The sequence below is a fragment of the Flavobacterium algoritolerans genome, from assembly GCF_030010385.1.
Classification (GTDB): Bacteria; Bacteroidota; Bacteroidia; order Flavobacteriales; family Flavobacteriaceae; genus Flavobacterium; species Flavobacterium algoritolerans.
Genome location: NZ_JASCRZ010000002.1, coordinates 433,869 through 452,992, shown reverse-complemented (window position 1 = coordinate 452,992; position 19,124 = coordinate 433,869). Strand labels below are relative to the sequence as shown.

Below are 19,124 nucleotides of genomic sequence, written 5' to 3'. Positions count from 1 at the left end.
ATTATATAACGACAATTCTGGTGACCATTCTCATTGGCATCGGATACATATCCTACAAAGTTTCGAAAGATCTCGAAACCAGAAAAGATACTTGTACAGAAATTTAATGACAACATATAAAATGAAAAAATATATAACCAAATTTGTGATGGTCGTTATTATGATCACCACAATAATATCCTGCAACGTTTCGAAGAATATAGAAACTCCAAAAGATGCATTTCCTGAGAATTTCAGGAATGCATCGGTTTCAACTGATACTATAAGTATTGGTGACTTGGAGTGGAAAAATTTCTTTATAGAAAAATATATTACCCAGTTGATTGACAGTGCTATTACCAGAAACAACAATTTGCAAATCGCGACTAAAAATATTGAAATTGCACAATTCAGGTTCACACAATCGAAATGGGGAAATATCCCTCAGGCCAATTTATTTGTGAATGCAAGTACCAGCAATCCATCAGACAATAGTTTTACCGGAAAGAATTTAAGTCAGGCTTTAGGTCAAAACCATATCGATGATTATTCTGCGGGAGTCTCTCTTTCATGGGAAGCAGACATCTGGGGTAAAATTCGCAATCAGAAAAAAGGCGCTTTTGCGGAATACCTTCAATCAGAAGAAGTAAAAAAAGCGTTGCAAACTACTATTGTAGCTAATGTTTCAAGCGGCTATTACAATCTTTTGATGTTGGATGCGCAACTGCAAATTGCCAGACAAAACCTGAAACTTAATGATAGTACAACCAAAATCATTAAATTAAAATATGACGCTGGTCAGGTAACTTCATTGGCGATTCAACAATCTGAGGCACAGAAATTAAACGCTGCGCAATTGATTCCTTTATTGGAACAAAATATTGCCATTCAGGAAAATGCGTTGAGTGTTTTAACAGGCTCATTTCCAAATTCAAAACAAAGAAGCATTCGTTTGAGTTCAATTGAAGTGAAAAATAATGCGTCTATTGGAATTCCGTCTTCACTAGTAAGCAGAAGACCTGATGTAAGAAGCGCGGAATTAGCCTTAAAAGTAGCTAATGCAAATGTTGGAATCACAAAAGCCGACTTATATCCTTCTCTCAAAATTACAGCGCAAGGTGGTCTAAATTCATTCGAAACCAGCAATTGGTTCAATATTCCGGCTTCTTTGTTCGGAACTATTGCCGGAGGTTTAACGCAACCTTTACTGAATAATAAAAAAGTGAGAACACAGTACAATATTGCGGTCGCCGAAAGAGAAAAAGCTGTTTTGAGTTTCAGACAAGCTGTTTTAGTGGCTGTTAGTGAAGTCTCAAATGCTTTGGTAAAAGTTGAAAAATTAGCGTTGCAAGAAGCTTTTTTACAAGAACGCGTAAAAACGTTGCAACAAGCCACTAAAAATTCTAATTTATTATTCAAAAACGGAATGGCAGAATACCTTGAAGTACTTTCTGCGCAAGCTAATATATTGCAAAGTGAATTGGAATTGGCTAATATGAAGCGAGAACAATTAATCGCAAATATTGAATTGTACCGATCATTAGGCGGAGGTTGGAAATAATAGTATTCTAAAAACAGCATCATTTCAAATATAAGAAATGATGCTGTTTTAAAATAACACCATAAGATTCTAAATTACTATTTTAAGTACTCACTAATCAAAAATTTATTACTTACTATTCAGGTGGATTGCGTTTTGACACTATTATTGGAAAACAGTATAACAACCTCATCTGAATATATTGATAAAATAAACAAATCATCAGTGTTTTCTATTATTGCTGCCTAAAAAAGAAATCAATAAAAAAAGAGCCCTTAAAAAAACACATAACATTCCCTTAAATGAATTGTATTCTTTTTTTTCTATCCTTGTACCCTTTGAAAAATATAAAATACAACTAATTTAAAATTTGCAATGAATCGAATACTTGTTTATTTCTCCCTTTTTCTATTCTTTTTTACATCAATATCAAAAGGACAATCTCCTTCTGACGGATTAAAAATTGCTTTTCTGGCAGATGTTCATTTTCAGGATTTATATGGAACCTTACAAGACAGCGACTACAAAGGAATCATTAATCCTAAGAACGGAAAGCATACTTTATTAAGAACGATGGAATCGCAGTTACATTCTACACGGATTTTTAATGAAAACTATTTTGCCTTTCTCGCAGCATTGGACGATATTGTACAACGTGGTATAAAAATCGTGGCTCTTCCAGGTGATTACAGTGATGACGGGCAACCGCTTCACATTCGGGGATTAAAGCAAATCCTTACTGATTATACTAAAAAACACGGTATCCAGTTCTTTATCACCACAGGAAATCACGATCCTGCAGGGCCTTTTGCTCAGGAATCCGGTAAAAATGATTTTTTGGGCAGTGGAGGAAAACGCCAACCTATTTTCAGTAAAAAGGGATTATACAAGTCCAACAGCACTAATGAAAATGCTGCAGTAATAACCCAAGATATTGCCAAAATGGGATATCTCGGTATTACCACAGAACTGAAAGATTTTGGTTTTTTTCCAAAAGAAAACGATGCATTCTGGGCCACTCCTTTCAGCACGTATTCATTAGACACTTATAATTATACAAAAGCAACAGAAGCCGCTTCATTAACTAACAGAATGTATTCCGTAGCGCTCGGATATTCAGTGCCTGATGTAAGTTATGTGGTAGAACCCGTTCCCGGGCTTTGGTTACTGGCCATTGATGGAAACGTTTATATTCCCAAAAAAGAGGCTGTAGAAAATTCAAAAGATTCTAAAGAATATTCTGATGCCAGTTTAGGTTACAATACTGTTCTTTCCCATAAAAAACACCTGATAAAATGGGTTGGGGAAATAAGTGCTGAGGCAAAAAAAAGAGGTAAAACCCTAATCGCATTCAGCCACTTCCCGATGGTGGAATTTAATGATGATGCTTCCCCGGAAATTGAAAAATTAATGGGTAAAGGAAAATGGCAATTAGACCGTGTTCCCAAAGAAGAAGTGGCACAAACCTTTGCTGATGCCGGATTGAAAATACATTTTGGAGGACACATGCACATCAATGATACCGGAGTTCGAAAAACCAATAACGGAAACACATTGGTCAACATTCAAACCCCATCATTGGCAGCATATATTCCTGCTTACAAACTTCTCACTATCAAAGAAAATGAGGTAATAGAAATAGAAACCATAGCAATCAATGAAGTTCCTCGATTTAATGAATTGTTTGATCTTTATAAAATGGAATATGATTTTTTGAAAAATCAGCACACAGCAGACATTTGGAATACCGCTATTTTAGAAACAAAAAATTACCATGATTTTACCGATTTTCATTTGAAAGAATTAGTTCGATTACGCTTTTTACCGGAAGACTGGCCTGAATTATTTAAGAATTTTATGTTGAATGTTTCCGGCGAAGACTTACTGATACTCGCTAATATGAAGTCTAAAGTTGATGATAATACCATCATAAACCACAAAAATAATTTTGAAAAAGAGTGGAAAAAAGCAGAAAAGAAAGTAAAGCAACAATTAACAGACAATCAGTTCAATCAAAGTGATTTTAATTGGTCTGGTTTGGAGCTTATCACCGACTTTTATCGCATTCGAAGTGCCGATGAACTGGCTATTGCCGACATTGGAAAAGAAAGAATAAAACAATATCAATTTATTATCGCTTCGTATCTTGACCATCAAAAGGAAAGAAATTTAAATCCAAAAAATCAAACAGCAAAAAATACAATTCTTCTTCTGACCATTCTGAATAAGTTCTTAAACGGAGCTCCGGCAGATCACTTTTTTATTGATTTAAAATCAGGTGCTATTCAAAATTAAAAGAAAATAGTTCTCCATAAAAAAAGAGGTCTCCTTAATAAGGAAACCTCTTTTTCTTTTAATTTAATTTTTATAGCGACCAACTAATCAATTATTTAAGCTGCAATACTTGCTTAATTTTATGAAAAACTTCATTATTTTCATACACTCCCGAAAAAATATTTGATTGAGGTCCATAACTAAATATAGGTACCATAATTCCAGTATGATCGTAAGTTGTAAAATCGCCTTCAATCATTTTCTCTTTTACATTTCCTTGCGGTAGCGTAAACCCCGAAGTCTCATGATCTGCGGTAACAATGACCAAAGTGTTGCCCGTTTTATCTGCAAATTTAATCGCTTCGGTTATGGCTCTGTCAAAATCAATTCCTTCCGAAACAATTCCGGGTACATTATTCGTGTGACCGTAGGAATCAATTTGGGCGCCTTCAACCATAAGGAAGAACGGTTTATTCTTGGCATTCAAAAACTCCAATCCATTTTTTGTGGCTTCCGCCAATAGATTGCCTCGTCCTTTTAAAACACTGGGAACCGTATTTTCAGAGAAAAAAAGACCCACTTGATCTTTATTGCTTTTGGCTACATCTGCAATGGAGTTCAAAATTGAAAAATCAGTTTTAGAAAAACCATCAGCAAAATTTCGGCCTCCGCCACCCATAAAAAGCGATAATTTACTATTCATAAGGTCATTAGCGATGGCTGCGGTCAAATCTCGCTCTTTTTGATGCGCATAAAACGAAGCTGGTGTCGCTCCTGTAATGTGGTCTGTAGTGATGCAAGCCGTACTATATCCCTTTTTGGTAAGGAGTTCCATAATGCTCTCGATAGGTTTCCCGAAAGAATCTACCCCAATAGCTCTGTTATATGTTTTTTGACCAGTGGCAAGAGCTGTTCCTCCAGCAGCTGAATCGGTAGTGAAATCATCTGAAGACTGTGTTTTTAAAAACCCGATAGCTTTTAATTGAGTCAGTGTCAGTTGACCGCCATTAGCCAAAACAGCACTGGAAATCTGAGCAAGTCCGTTACCGTCGCCTATAAGCAAAATAACATTTTGTATGGGACTGTTTTTCTTGTCAGACAAATAAGTAGGTTTGTAAACCGGCGAATCAATTGTATTGTAAAAAACTCTGCTGTCTAATGTGTTCAAGTAGCGGGAACTCTCGTAAGGCATGTCGGTGTTTATAAAATCTACTCCAAGATCCTTGAAGGTTTTCCATGCGGTTTTAGAATCTGGACAACCCCAAAAACGGAATGGTTTTCCATAACTATGCGCTTTATTGATCGCTTCGGATACCTTTTTGTAATCTTCGACAGTAAGTCGTCCTTTTCCGTTCCAAGATGAAAACTCACTAAAACTTTTACTGATTAGCGCCACCTTTTCCCATTGTTCTTTTTCGGGAATACCCGCTAAACTTTGATAATCAAATTGAATGTAATTTGGGTATTGCGTATATGTTTTTACTTCTGGTCGGTTTCCCGATATGACAATGGAGAATTTTTTATTGTTTATTACTTTGGGATAGGTTTCTAAAACAGCAATCAGTTTTTTTAGCGTTGCAACAGACTCGGTTTTAATATCAATCAATAATTGTATGGATTGGTGATTCCCCAGTTGAAGCGCCATTACTTGTTGCAAAGGATCTAAGTACAGCTTTTCAAGAGTACGCTCTTTCTTGATTTCGGCCTCCGTGTGGCTTACATACAAGTTGTTATCCTTCAAAAAAATATCCGCTTCAATAGAATTTAAACCATTGGCGTAAGCACTCCAAAACGGAATATTTTGCTCATAATCATTATGAGAATGTATTTTATATTTTTGAACATCTTGCGCCCGAATGAACTGCAAAGAAAATAACAAGACAAGAACTGAAATTTTAAATGATTGGGACATACTATAAATTGTAAAAAAAGTAATGTTAATAAACGTATTTAATTATGTAGACCTTTCGGGTATCATAACAATACACCGAAAGGTCTTTAATAAAATTATATTTTAGGAAGTGAATTCATGTGATACTGTTTGGTTTTTTATTTTAAAACTGTACCAATAATCCTCTTTTTAATCCAATTAATATCCTGCGTTTTGAACCAAATACCCAGGTTTGTCTGAAGCTCCGTCAATGGCAGATTGTGGAATTGGAAAAAGACGTTTCTGAACATTACTGTCTGTTTTTTCAGTCCACGTTCCTTCGTATTTTCCAAAACGAATCATATCCGTACGTCTAAGCGTTTCCCAGTAAAATTCAAATCCACGTTCTCTATACAAAATATCAAGTGTCATAGATGTTAATGCTGGTGCAGCAATTCTAGCAGTTCTTGAAGCTCTTACCACATTCACATCTGCAAGTGCACCACCCATATCGTTTGATTTACGCAATTTTGCCTCGGCACGCATCATGTAAATATCAGCAAAACGCATGATAACAATATCCGCATCTCCTTTGTTTCTTCCGGTATCCGATTTTTTACTGAACTCATATTTCAAAACTCTATAACCGGTACTGTATCCACTTCCTGCAGCGGTAAAATCGATAAACTGCGTATGGTTTACTAACTTGGTTTTATCCGATCTTGTAATGTTGCGAAGCTTACTTATTTTATAACCAACACCATCCGCACAACGCGCAAATGGCTGTCCGTTTGCAGTGGTAATCAATCCGTATTGTTGTCCTCTTAATATACCTCGATTCACTTCAAAGTCTTTTGCAGCGATACAGGAATCAGCGGGTATTCTAAGATTCTCTTTAAAAAATCGAGGATCGGCAGTTGCAGGATCTTTAGCTCCATATGCCGAAACCCATGTCTGATAAAAATCAGGGGTAATCGCTGGTCCGTCAGTTCCGTTTGCTCGGGGAAATGCAGGACTAGGGAACATATCACCAGACAAAGAAAAATAAGCCAAACGATTGTGTCCGTTCAATTCGGCACGTTGATCAACAGCAAAAATTAATTCTTTATTGGTATGATTTTCATCGTCAAAGATTTCAAAATATTCCGAAGAAAGATTGTACTGACCAGATGCTATAATTTTATCGGTATACGAAATAACCTTATCCATATCGTCTGATTTAAAATCAAAATTAGTGGCATAAGGCTCACGGTAAACCGCAGCATTCAAATACAAACGAGACAAAAGTCCCCATACAGCACCTTTAGTAATACGACCAGGTCCAGCTGTTGTACTCACTTCATTTTCAATTGCTACTAATTCTTTTGCAATGTATTCTACCGCATCATTACCACGGACAATAGTGGAGACTTCGGCTGGATTTTCTTTTACAAAAATCAATCCGAATAAGTCCAAACTCAACATCGAATAGTAAGCTCTCAATCCACGGGCTTCCGCTAAATAAATTTTAGCTGTTGGGTTTGTTTCTGCCAATGGAGCCAGCGCATTTATTGCCGTTACTGATCGGGAGATACCTTGAGTAATAGATCCCCAAGTGTCTTTTATACGAATATGAGAGCTAGAATAGGTATGACGGTGCATATCAATAAAGATTCCGTTGTCACCCCAATCTGTTCCACCTCTATATGGTAAAATAGCTTCATCTGTTGATATTTCCTGAAGTGTAAAATAACTGGTATGCAAAAACAAGTTGGGTAAAACTGCGTAAGCCGGAGAAATACTTCCATCTGCAACCGCATCCATTTTTGCTCCTCCAGTCAAGGATTCATCCAATACCTCTTCCTCTAGATCAGAACACCCAAATTGCATAAAAGTGGATAATACTGTAAGTGCTATTAAAAATTTATTTTTCATGTGAATTGTCTTTTATTAAAATGAAACATTGAATCCGAATAAAAATGTTCTTGCTTTTGGGTAACTCAAATAATCGATACCATAAGAAGTAACACCATCTACTGATCTATCTGTATTAACCTCAGGATCGTACCCGTCATAATCCGTAATAACAAATAAATTTTGTCCTGTTAAAGAAAACCTCATCGAACTAACCCAGTCTTGAATACCTATCATTTTAGGATTTAAATTGTATCCTAATGAAAGGTTGTTCAAACGAAGAAAAGCACCATTTTTCAAGTATCGTGTTGAAATCGAGGCCGGATTTGTTATTGACTCTGATGGAAATTGAGCTACTGCTGCAGTTGTATTCAATGATTTAGCTAATCTAGCTTTGTAAAAATTTGAATTGGCAGTATTATCATAGATTTTATTTCCTGAAACCCCATTGAAATTAAAGTTTAAATCAAATCCTTTGTATGCGATGTTACCATAAAAACTGTATAATTTGTCTGGCAATGCGCTACCGGCAACTACTCTGTCTGCATCGGTATCTAAACCATCACCGTTAACATCTCTAAACATGCTCATTCCTTGATCATTAACACCAATGAATTCTTTCATGTAGAAGGTACCAATAGGTTGTCCGTTAACATATCCATTAATAGTAGCTGACGAAAGACCTGAACCTGATGCACTTCCAGTTGTTAAAACAGTAAAAGGAGAATTTTCGATTTTGTTGTCTATGAACGATACATTACCGCCTAAACCAAATGAAACACCATTTTCACTTTTGTATTCGTAAGCAAGCGCTAATTCTAAACCTTTATTAGTGATGGTCATATCCTTCACATTGGTCCAATAAGTTGAAGCGGCTTGAATAGGATCTGACGGTACCACTTCAAGTAAAATATTATCAGAAACTTTGTTAAAATAATCTACCGTTCCCGATAAAGCGCCATTAAACAATCCGAAATCTAAACCAACATTGGTTTGTGTAGATACTTCCCACTGGATGTTTGGATTAGCTAGACGCGCATAAGTGGTGCCCCCAGGAAAGGTTCCTGCTGGATTAAGAGGATAACTGGTACTTCCTGTCACTGATGTTGTAGAGGATGCTTGTGTAATTTTGGATGGAATTTCCTGATTTCCTGTTCGTCCCCAACCAGCTCTAAGTTTTAGGTTGCTAAACGGTGATAATTTCATAAATTCTTCTTCTGAAATTCTCCAACCGGCAGCAAATGAAGGAAAGTTTCCGTACTTATTATTGCTTCCAAATTTTGATGAACCATCCCTACGGAACGTAGCAGTCAATAAGTAGCGGTCTTTAAGGCTATACCCTACTCTTCCAAAAAAGGATTGCAGTTCATTTTTAATAGCCGATCCTGATGGTAAATTATCTATTAAATCCAATTCTTGTCCCAAACCAGGATTGTATTTTGGGTCGATACCATTATCTTTAAATTTATCAATACTCCAATGTCTGTATTGCACAAATGTCTTTTGGTACGAATGACCAGCCAAAAGAGAAAAATTATGCTCTTTTAAATCAAAGTTGTAAGTGATATAGTTTTCAATCAGATTGTTTTTATTACTGATATAATACGAATCCAGTCTTCCGTCCTGTTGCGGTAAAGTACTTGGACGATTTTGTATGTCTCGGTCAGAATTAGAGTTATCAACACCTAAATTTAACTTATAATCCAATCCTTTGATAATTTCAAATGAAGGAGAAATATTCGCAATAATTCGGTTTGTATTCGTCAAGTCTTCATACAAATCAAGACGTATCAACGGATTAAAAACATCTGCAAATATGGAAGGAGCACCATTTTCATCATACGCAGGATACGTTGGATTCAAACTCAATGCAGTACCTATCAAACTTTCTATAGCCGGTCTCTCACTTTTAGTATTGGTAGCATTCAAGTTCAAATCAATCTTAAGCCTGTTATTTAACAGTTTCTGGGTTAGATTAATTCTACCGGAAATCTTTTTCAGTTCACTGTTTTTCAAAATACCTTGTTGATCTTGGTGACCAATAGAAGCAAAATACGTTAGATTATCAGCACCACCGCTTAAATTTAAGTTATGGTTTTGAGAGAATGCTGTTCGTGTTATTTCTTTTTGCCAATTAGTAGATCCACCCAAATCAATTAGCTGCCCACCGATTTCAACTACTTTTGCTCTAAAAGCATCTGCACTATAAACAGGGATTTCTTTGGCCATATTTGAGGTTCCAAGACTTGTTGAATACGTTACTTTAGATTGTCCTTTTTTACCTCTTTTTGTGGTAATCAAGATAACTCCATTAGCTCCTCTTGAACCATAAATAGCTGTAGCAGAAGCATCTTTCAACACATCGATAGATTCTATATCATCAGCATTAATAAAACTAAGCGGATTTGTTGCTCCGCCTGTACTTGAATTATCAAGAGCAAATCCATCAATAATAAATAAAGGTGTACTTCCAGTACGAACTCCACCTTGACCACGTATGCTTATGGCTTGGTTACTACCTGGTTCTCCACTTGCAGAAGTGATGTTTACCCCAGAAACCTTACCTTGTATTAATTGCTCCGGTGAAGTAACGATACCTCGGTTAAACGCATCACTTTTAACTGAAGTTACTGCACCTGTAACATCTCTTTTTCGTTTTGAACCATATCCCACTACTACCAAATCTTCAAGTTGCATGGCGCTTGCTTGCAATTTTATATCTAATTTGTTGTAGTTTTTAATCGTTACTTCTTGTGTTTCTAATCCTATATAAGAAAACTCTATAACATCACCAACTGATGCTTTAATACTAAAACGACCATCAAGATCTGTAACTATTCCTTTTTTATTTCCCTTTACTAACACATTAACTCCTGGTAACGGAAAATTGGCATCATCTAATACTACTCCTGTCACTTCTGTTTGAGCCCAAGCAGCAACAGAGAAAACGGTTAAAAAGAATAGCATCAAAAATCTAATTTTTTTCATCTTTTATCAATTTATTTATAATGGACAAATAGAATCGATATTTGCTAAACTTATGTTAATTGCGAAATAACAAAAAGTAAATTTTTCAAAAACAAAAAAATGTATGACAGTAAAAAAAAGAAAAAATAAAAGAGGCAAAATCACAACTAAACCAGATAGAAATTAAGTATTTAAAAAGCATACTAACCGTGATTTTTTTATGAAATAAAGTAGTTGCTACTGCTATTCCCGATTAAGAACTCAACGAACGTAAAATCAAATTACATTCACCAATAAACAACTGAAATAAAGGATGTTTGTCATGAATTTCGTTATGATTTTTTACGTATTGAAGAAGTCTTCAAAAGCTGCTTTTATTCTATTATTTGCATCTAAAAAAAATGTTCAAACAAATTACGTCACTAATAATTCTTTGGCACAATTTGCTAAAATCAAATTTAAAACAGCAGTAAGACCAAACCTTTTTTAAATAACAGATAGTTAACATTTGTATAATATACCATCCATTTTTGAAGGAAAAAATTGTTATAGTTCATAAAATAAAGCATAAATTAGCACATACTAACAACGTTTTTTTTAAGCATACTCACCACACTATCAGATTTTTATAAAAATTAAAATCTAATACACATCATTTAATCATTTTTTAAACAATTCTTACATGAATCTAGTAAAAAGCCTTTTTAGAAAAACGACAGTAATCCTGTTCGTTTTATGCAGTACTTTTCTATTGGCACAAAAACCAGCCAACAATGCTACATTCAATAAATTTCTGGATGATTATTACGAAGAAGGATTGCAATTTGACCCTATTTCTGCCACGTCAAGAGGCGACAACAGATACAACGATTTATTGCCTAACGATATCGCAGAACCGTATCTGAAAAAGAAACACGACTTCACCATAAAATATCAAAAACGGTTAGAAACTTTTGATAGAAAAAGCCTCAATTACTTTGATAAAATTGCTTTCGATATTGCTAGCCTTCAATTAAGACAAGCCCTGGAAAGAGAAAAATTCCATTTTGAATACATGCCCTTTAGCCAGTTTAGGGGATTTCCTGGAGCATTACCTTCTCTAGGTTCAGGTAAGGGCGCTCAACCTTTTAAAACAGTAAAAGATTACGAAAACTGGATCAAACGAATAGAGGGTTTTACGATATGGGCTTATACTGCTATAGCCAATTTTGACAAAGGTGTTGCAATAGGAATGGTACTTCCCAAAGCATTAGTTGTTAAAATGATTCCACAACTGGAAGCGCAAACTGCTACAGATACCCTTAAGAATATTTTTTATGAACCCGCCCGAAATATGCCAACCTCTTTTTCTGCAAAAGAAAAAAAAGCGATACGATTGGCTTATCAAAATGCTATCACTACTAAAATAATCCCTACTTACCGAAAACTGGCTGATTATTTAAAAAATGTTTATTTGCCAAAAGCCAGAACTACAGCAGGCTATAATGATTTACCAAATGGAAAAGCAATGTATGAATATTTGGTTAGCGTAAGTACTACTACTGATAAAACACCAGATGAAATTTACCAAACGGGGCTTAGGGAAGTGGAACGAATTACCAAAGAAATTGATGACCTCCAAATAAAAATTGGCTTTCAGGGAGACAGAACCGCATTTTTCAATCATGCCTTAACCGATCCTTCCTTTTTTCCTTTTACCACTGACGAACAAATATTAGAAAGTTACAGAGCCATCTTGCCCATAATAGAACCCAACCTGAAAAAATTATTCAATATTGTACCCAAAACAGCATTTGAGGTAAGGGCAATTGAAAAGTTTAAAGCGGCTACTTCTGCAGCCAATTATGAAAGAGGTACTACGGACGGCAGCAGACCCGGTTATTTTAATGTTCCCATCGTTGACGCTGCTAAATTCAATAAATTAGGTATGGACAATCTTTTTATGCATGAAGCCATTCCTGGACACCATTTTCAATTGTCCCTTCAACAAGAGAATCAATCGATGCCTAAAATTAGGAAATTTGCTGGCTATTCCGTTTTTTCTGAAGGATGGGCTTTATATACGGAATCATTGGGTGAAGAATTAGGATTATACACTGATCCTTATCAAAAATTGGCAGCATACAAATCAGAACTATTTAGAGCGATACGATTAGTAATAGACGTTGGATTGCATACCGGAATCATGACAAGGGAAGAATCAATCCAATACATGATGGAAAAAGGAGGAAGAGAGAAAAATGCTTCTGTTTCTGAAACAGAAAGATATATGGCAATGCCCGGACAGGCACTTTCCTATAAAACAGGAGAATTGAAAATAACGGAATTGAAAAACAAATATATTAAAAGCTTGGGTCCAAAGTTTGAAATCAAAAAATTTCATGATGCCATTTTGCAGGTTGGTTCAGTACCTTTAAGCGTGTTTGAAACGTATATGGATAATTGGGCAAATGAACAAATTAAATAATCACTTGTTCCGTTACCAATAAATACTGCTGAGTAGAAATTATACAGATAACCGATTTTTATTTTATATTTTTACTAAATAGTTAACCTATCAAACCATTATATAAAACACATTAGGCTCAATTTGGCTTAACTGATAATAAACCAATACTTATAAAATCCTATCTATGAGAAAATTTTCAATCGTACTATTTTTTTTAATACAATTACAATCTTCAATCGCTCAAAATGTAACAGAAGCTGTTGCCATTACTGATATGTTGAAAATTAAAACTGTTAGTAACATAACGCTTACAAAAGATGGAAAACGAGCTGCTTTTACGGTGACTTCTATCGAAGCCGATGAAAATAATAAATTAGATTACAAATACCGCACACAGATTTTCACTACCAATACTTTAAACAATTCCGTACCTGTACAACTGACCACAAATAAAGATGGAGCGACAAGACCGGCATGGAGCCCAGACGGTAAACAGATAGCTTTTACCCGTTCTGTAGAGGACAAAACACAAATTTTTATATTATCTATGGAAGGTGGTGAACCCATGCAATTGACAAAACATAAATACGGCGCATCCAATCCAAAATGGTCGCCAGACGGTAAAAGAATACTTTTTTCATCAAGCATCCCGTTACGAGAGTTACTTCAGGATTCTATTTTAAATAAATCGAATGCAATTCCTACTTGGAAAATGGAAAAGCCCGGTTTTGACAAAAATGAACATTTACTAACGAACAAAGAGAAACCAAATCCTAACGGAAGTTTATCTGAAATAAGAGCTTATTTAGATAAAAACGCAATAGACAAAAAAGCAATTGTCCTGAATAAATTAAACTTCCAAAGTGAATCGAATGTCTCTTCAGAAATGAATTTCAATCACTTTTTTGAAATAAATGTCTCCAAAGATGCTGAACCGCGTTTGCTCACTAAAGGATTTTATAATTTTAACAATGCAGACTACACACCAAACGGAAAGCAAATAATTGTATCTGGAGATGTAGACACTGAAGAAAATCAGGACCGATCATTAGAAGGTGAGATTTTTATAATGGATACCAATGGTGAGAATTTTAAAATGCTACTAGGAGAAAATGGAAAAAGATACAATGGCGCCACAATATCTCCATCAGGGAAATGGCTGGCTTTCTTGTCCGGCAATACTTCTTTTATTAGTGTTCCTTCAGTATCAATAATGCCATTGAACGGCACGGAGAAAGATATTGTAACAATCCCTTTTGATCGTAATAAAACAAATTTTATCTGGAGTAAAGATGATAAATACCTGTACTTTACTTCTCAAATGAACGGTGGCAATGTTTTGCACAGAATTAACCGATTAACAAAAAAAATAGAGGCTTTGTCAAGCGTTGATACTGGTATTTCAAGTTTCGACATTGTAAATAATACGATTGTATTTTCAAAAACTCAAGTATCAAATCCTTCCGAATTATATTTTGCTGATGCTAATCTAAAAAATGAAAAAAAAGTAAGTAATTTTAATGATTGGGTTATTAATAAAAAACTATCCTTTCCTGAAAAGAAAACATTCATCAACGATTTAGGAATGACTGTAGAATATTGGATCATGAAACCCTCCAACTACACGCAAGGAGAAAAATATCCATTATTGCTAGAAATTCATGGGGGTCCATCAGCAATGTGGGGTCCCGGTGAAGAAAGTATGTGGCATGAGTACCAATATTTTTGCAGTAAAGGATATGGCATCGTTTATAGTAATCCAAGAGGTTCGGGTGGATATGGTTTGGATTTTTTAAGAGGTAATATCAACGATTGGGGCAAAGGCCCAGCTAGTGATGTACTGACAGCATTAGATAAAACCGTTGAAGAAGGCTGGGCAGACAAATCCAAGTTACTCATTACGGGAGGTTCGTATGCAGGTTACCTGACAGCTTGGATTATAAGTCATGATAACCGTTTCAAAGCGGCTTGCGCCCAACGCGGTGTCTATGATCTTACAACCTTTTTTGGAGAAGGAAATGCATGGAGATTAGTTCCAAATTATTTTGGAGGGTATCCATGGGAACCAAAAGTGAAGGAAATTCTAACTCGTGAATCACCAATAAGCTATGTTCAAAATATCACAACGCCTTTCATTATTTTTCATGGTGGCAACGACCGTCGTACCGGTTTTATTCAGGCAGAAATGATGTTTCGCAGTTTAAAAGTATTGAATCGTCCAGTAGAATTTGTAGTACATCCCGGTGCAACTCATGAAATTACCAGAAATGGTGACAACCGTCAACGAATGGATCAAATGCTGCGAACGTATGAGTTTTTTGAAAGATCGATTGAAAAAAAATAAAGCAACTAATTTGTATCTATTACAGTATGAGGATTTAAATCCTAAAAATATAAAAGCCCTGTGCATTATAAAATGACAGGGCTTTTTTGTAAAAATCAAGTCTTATTTTTTATTATTAGACGCTGCCAAAACATATATAATTTTGGAGTTTTCATAATTAAAAAACCTGCTGCCTTCAAAATAAGTTGTTTTGACTATCTTTAAAAAACTTTAAAATAAAATCATGGAAACACAATCCTATAAAAATCATATTCGGTATTACCCACCCCATCATTTTGTTTATTATCCCATAATAATGACATTTCTAGCATTCAGCATATATTTTAGTTGCACCACCGAAGATTCATTAATTTGGTCATTTATAAGTGGAATTTTCGTTGTTCTTTTTTGTCTGGCTTTCATGCTACGCCAACATTATGCCTTGACTTTGCAAAACCGAATCGTGCGTCTGGAACTTCGATACCGCTATTTTTCGATTACAGGAAAAAGATTGGAGGATTTTGAGCATCGATTAAATGACGACCAATTATTTGCATTACGTTTTGCCTCAGACAATGAATTTCCTGAGCTTACGCAAAAAGCGATGAATGAAAATCTTTCGGGAAAGGAAATTAAAAAATTGATTCAGCACTGGAAAGGTGACTATGAAAGAGTTTAAACACAAAAAATAATACTCCAATTTATCCAATATAACGATTCAGAATTTTGTTTCTTTGTTCCGAAAAACAGCACTAAAAGCTGAATTTAAAACCCATAAATGGCAGAATATTTTCTAGATATTGAGTATAATGATATCACGTACCAAGAGGAAGAAGTCAATTTCAAGGAATTTGAGTGCTGTACGTTTACCAATTGTAATTTCTCTCAATGTGCTTTTGTAGCGGTTACTTTCATTGACTGCATCTTCAATGATTGTACTTTCAGTAACGCCAAAATAAATTATGTAGCCTTTAGAACTGTGACTTTCAATCGATGTGAAATCAAAGATGTCAATTTTGCTATGTGCGATAAATTAATTTTCGAAATTACTTTTAATAATTGCATTTTGGATTTCTCCAAATTTTATACTCTAAAGATGAAAGGAACTTCGTTTACCAATTGTAGTATTATTGCAGTTGATTTTATGAGCACTGATTTAACCGAAGTTATTTTTGACAATTGCGATTTATACCGTTCCGAATTTGCGAAAGCAATTGCTAACAAAGCTGATTTCAAAACAAGCTATAACTATACGATTGATCCGAAAACAACAAAGTTAAAAAAAGCAGTCTTTGCTTTAGAAGGATTAAAAGGATTGCTTTATAAACATGAAATTATAGTGCAATAATAGTAATTTACTACTTAGAATAGTTGTTTTTTGAGTGGCTGAATTAAGTTCCACAGCTATGCAGACTGCTTGGAAAATGTATGGAAATATAGGTTTTAAAAGATCCGAAGATTTAGATTTTATGCACTTTTGGATTCAGATTGCTTTAACCAAAGGAATCAAAGCTTCTTTTCCATTTTGTAATCTTCCATTTTGTAGCCAAGTTCCAATAAAATCTCTTCTTCTGAAACTACTTCAAATCCTATTTTTTTATAAAACGAAATGGCTTTATTGAATTTATTTACATTCAATGAAACTACAACCGATTGATTTTCCTTGGCAAAATTTTCTACAGCTTCAATAAGCAACTTACCCGCTCCTTTTCCCTGTGCCTCAGGCAACATATAGATTTTGTGAAGGCGAGTGCATTTTTCGTTTAAATAATTGTGTTCATACGAAGCAAAACCAAGACATACTTCTCCCTCATTTACCAAGAGAAAACGATGTCCTTTTTCGTTTAAATTTTTAAGTAAGGTTTTCTCTGAATAGAACAAATCGAGCATATAATCAATTTGTTCTTTCGATAAAATAGAACCGTAAGCCATTGGCCAAGATTTATAGGCAATTTCTCGAATAGTTTTAAAGTCGTGTATGGCGGCGTCAGCTAGTATTAACATTGTGATTTATTATTGAAATTAAAGCAAATCTCCTTTTGGAATAAAAATATAAAATTTAGCACCTACACCCGGTTTTGCTTTTACTTTTATAAATCCTTTGTGATTATCTACAATTCTACTGCAAATAGCCAGACCAAGTCCAGTTCCAGAATATTTAGGATCCGTTTCCAATCGCTTGAACAATAGGAATATTTTATCTGAATACTCTTGTTTGAAACCAATTCCGTTATCAGAAATTACAATTTTATGGTAATCTTTTTTATTGGCGATTTTATAATCAAGCATTTCTTTTTCTGTAATTTTTTTAGAAGCAATACTGATTTCTGGAGCAATATCTTCTTTACTGTATTTAAGGGAATTTGAAATTAAATTTATAAAAAGCTGCTTCACCTGAAAAGGTATCGCTTTAATTGTAGGCAAATTTCCAATTGTGATAATGGCTTTTTTATCTTCAATATTAGAAGATAAATCTTGAAGTATTTCTTCTATAATTTTATTAACATCCGTTTTCACAAAAACCTTATCCCCTTTTATTGTTCTGGAATAATTCACTAAATCAATTAATAAGGTCTGCATTCTATTGGCAGTTACGCGAATTTTTGAGAAATATTCTTTCCCTTGAGAGGTAAGCAAGTCCGATTCCTTTCCTTCTAATCTGGAGATAAACATTTGAATCTTGCGAAGTGGCTCCTGCAAATCATGACTTACAATATTGTTAAAAGCCTCGAGTTCAGTATTAATATATTTTAGTTCTTTATTATTATTTTCAAGCTCGAGTGTTTTATTATACTGGCTTGTAATATCATAATTAACTCCTATTTTAATCAAATCTCCATTACCGTTTTTAGTAAAACTACCAACGCCCATAATATATTTTATATCACCGCTTGGTGTCAAAAATCGGAAAATCGTTGAGGTAGATTGATGGTTAACCAAAGAATCAGTATGTACTTTAGTCACATATTCTAAATCATCCGGATGGATATATTTAATTGAATTTTCTATATTCGGTTCGAATGCATTGGGTTCAACTCCCATCAATCGAAATAAATTATCTGAAAAAGTATAGGTATTACTTTCTAAATTAACCATCCAATGCCCGAAACTGGCTGTCATTTCAGCAGAATTATAGGACTCATTCAACAGTTTTAATTGATCATTCGCCTTTTTGAGTTCATCAATATCAACATTCATTTTTTGGAACGAAAGCAGTAATATAAGAAGCGAAAGTATCACTAATAAAAAAGCGGTAATGATTGAATCTTGTAATTCAAACTGATGATTATTGTTTTCAAATTCCGTCTTTGCACTTTCAGAAAATATAATTTTAGTGACAAAGGATTTCATCATTTCAGTAACATTACTGTTCTCCAATAACATCGCATTTATCGCTACAGGACCAGAATTTTTACTTTGTGCAAGAAGTAAGGTCTTCCTGAATATTTTGAATCTAAGATCAATAAGTCTTTTTAATCGGTCTATATCATTATATCTGGCAGTGTCATTTGCAGTTAACAATTTAAGCTTTGTGATGCTTTCTTCAATTTTACCCCTACTCAAAAATCGATCTTCTATATATGCTGCATCTTTAGTGATAATATAACTCCGTAGACTCGTTTCGTAATTACTCATTACGGATAACAGTTTTTCTAATTCGAGTTGCGTTTCATTTGAATTTGCTATTAATTCAACCGTTGAATCAAGCTTTTTCATTTGGGAATAAAACATCGAGGCTATATAACAAACAACAACAATTGCAATAGCTAAAGCTATTTTAAACACTTGTGAGTTTTTATATAGTCCAAGAATTTTCATTTATTCCTTG

At 34.5% G+C, this 19,124-nt stretch carries 11 protein-coding genes; 6 read left to right on the top strand and 5 right to left on the bottom strand.

Annotation, left to right across the window (positions count from 1 at the left end; translation table 11 throughout):
* Positions 1-121: 121 nt before the first annotated feature.
* Positions 122-1,540, top strand: a complete 1,419-nt coding sequence (locus tag QLS65_RS07565) for a TolC family protein (protein WP_282716381.1) — start codon at positions 122-124, stop codon at positions 1,538-1,540.
* Between the two features lie 354 nt (positions 1,541-1,894).
* Positions 1,895-3,814, top strand: coding sequence for a metallophosphoesterase family protein (locus tag QLS65_RS07560; protein ID WP_282716379.1), 1,920 nt, complete (start codon positions 1,895-1,897; stop codon positions 3,812-3,814).
* A 91-nt stretch (positions 3,815-3,905) separates the two neighbouring features.
* Here the strand turns inward: QLS65_RS07560 and QLS65_RS07555 are convergent, their stop codons facing one another.
* The 3 genes from QLS65_RS07555 to QLS65_RS07545 all read right to left on the bottom strand — a co-directional run bounded on the left by QLS65_RS07555 (position 3,906) and on the right by QLS65_RS07545 (position 10,544).
* Complete coding sequence (locus QLS65_RS07555) at positions 3,906-5,705, bottom strand: alkaline phosphatase (RefSeq protein ID WP_282716377.1); 1,800 nt, start codon at positions 5,703-5,705, stop codon at positions 3,906-3,908.
* 177 nt (positions 5,706-5,882) lie between these two features.
* Positions 5,883-7,577 carry a RagB/SusD family nutrient uptake outer membrane protein gene (locus QLS65_RS07550; protein WP_282716375.1) on the bottom strand — a complete coding sequence of 565 codons (1,695 nt, stop codon included), beginning with the start codon at positions 7,575-7,577 and terminating at the stop codon, positions 5,883-5,885.
* Between the two features lie 15 nt (positions 7,578-7,592).
* On the bottom strand, positions 7,593-10,544 hold the full coding sequence (locus tag QLS65_RS07545; protein ID WP_282716373.1) for a SusC/RagA family TonB-linked outer membrane protein: 2,952 nt from the start codon (positions 10,542-10,544) through the stop codon (positions 7,593-7,595).
* Positions 10,545-11,205: 661 nt separating this feature from the next.
* On the opposite strand from QLS65_RS07545, the gene QLS65_RS07540 reads away from it, so the two are divergent.
* The 4 genes from QLS65_RS07540 (at position 11,206) to QLS65_RS07525 (ending at position 16,643) form a co-directional block, all read left to right on the top strand.
* Positions 11,206-12,990 (top strand): DUF885 domain-containing protein, encoded by a 1,785-nt coding sequence (locus tag QLS65_RS07540; RefSeq protein WP_282716371.1) that lies wholly within the window; start codon positions 11,206-11,208, stop codon positions 12,988-12,990.
* A 166-nt stretch (positions 12,991-13,156) separates the two neighbouring features.
* Positions 13,157-15,316, top strand: coding sequence for a S9 family peptidase (locus QLS65_RS07535; protein WP_282716365.1), 2,160 nt, complete (start codon positions 13,157-13,159; stop codon positions 15,314-15,316).
* Between the two features lie 223 nt (positions 15,317-15,539).
* Entirely contained in the window at positions 15,540-15,974 is a 435-nt protein-coding gene (locus QLS65_RS07530; protein ID WP_282712632.1) for a DUF6526 family protein, read from the top strand.
* 99 nt (positions 15,975-16,073) lie between these two features.
* A complete protein-coding gene (locus QLS65_RS07525) occupies positions 16,074-16,643 on the top strand; it encodes a pentapeptide repeat-containing protein (protein ID WP_121342319.1) in 570 nt (189 codons plus the stop codon).
* A 158-nt stretch (positions 16,644-16,801) separates the two neighbouring features.
* On the opposite strand, the gene QLS65_RS07520 is transcribed toward QLS65_RS07525, so the two are convergent.
* Positions 16,802-17,299, bottom strand: a complete 498-nt coding sequence (locus tag QLS65_RS07520; protein ID WP_282716359.1) for a GNAT family N-acetyltransferase — start codon at positions 17,297-17,299, stop codon at positions 16,802-16,804.
* A gap of 18 nt (positions 17,300-17,317) precedes the next feature.
* The gene (locus QLS65_RS07515) at positions 17,318-19,114 is read right to left on the bottom strand and encodes an ATP-binding protein (protein WP_282716357.1); all 1,797 of its coding nucleotides are present in this window, start codon (positions 19,112-19,114) and stop codon (positions 17,318-17,320) included.
* Positions 19,115-19,124: the final 10 nt, after the last annotated feature.

Coding starts and splice junctions, on each gene's coding strand:
- QLS65_RS07565 (WP_282716381.1), top strand. CDS start 122: ATGAAAAAATATATAACCAAATTTGTGATGGTCGTTATTATGATCACC.
- QLS65_RS07560 (WP_282716379.1), top strand. CDS start 1,895: ATGAATCGAATACTTGTTTATTTCTCCCTTTTTCTATTCTTTTTTACA.
- QLS65_RS07555 (WP_282716377.1), bottom strand. CDS start 5,705: ATGTCCCAATCATTTAAAATTTCAGTTCTTGTCTTGTTATTTTCTTTG.
- QLS65_RS07550 (WP_282716375.1), bottom strand. CDS start 7,577: ATGAAAAATAAATTTTTAATAGCACTTACAGTATTATCCACTTTTATG.
- QLS65_RS07545 (WP_282716373.1), bottom strand. CDS start 10,544: ATGAAAAAAATTAGATTTTTGATGCTATTCTTTTTAACCGTTTTCTCT.
- QLS65_RS07540 (WP_282716371.1), top strand. CDS start 11,206: ATGAATCTAGTAAAAAGCCTTTTTAGAAAAACGACAGTAATCCTGTTC.
- QLS65_RS07535 (WP_282716365.1), top strand. CDS start 13,157: ATGAGAAAATTTTCAATCGTACTATTTTTTTTAATACAATTACAATCT.
- QLS65_RS07530 (WP_282712632.1), top strand. CDS start 15,540: ATGGAAACACAATCCTATAAAAATCATATTCGGTATTACCCACCCCAT.
- QLS65_RS07525 (WP_121342319.1), top strand. CDS start 16,074: ATGGCAGAATATTTTCTAGATATTGAGTATAATGATATCACGTACCAA.
- QLS65_RS07520 (WP_282716359.1), bottom strand. CDS start 17,299: ATGTTAATACTAGCTGACGCCGCCATACACGACTTTAAAACTATTCGA.
- QLS65_RS07515 (WP_282716357.1), bottom strand. CDS start 19,114: ATGAAAATTCTTGGACTATATAAAAACTCACAAGTGTTTAAAATAGCT.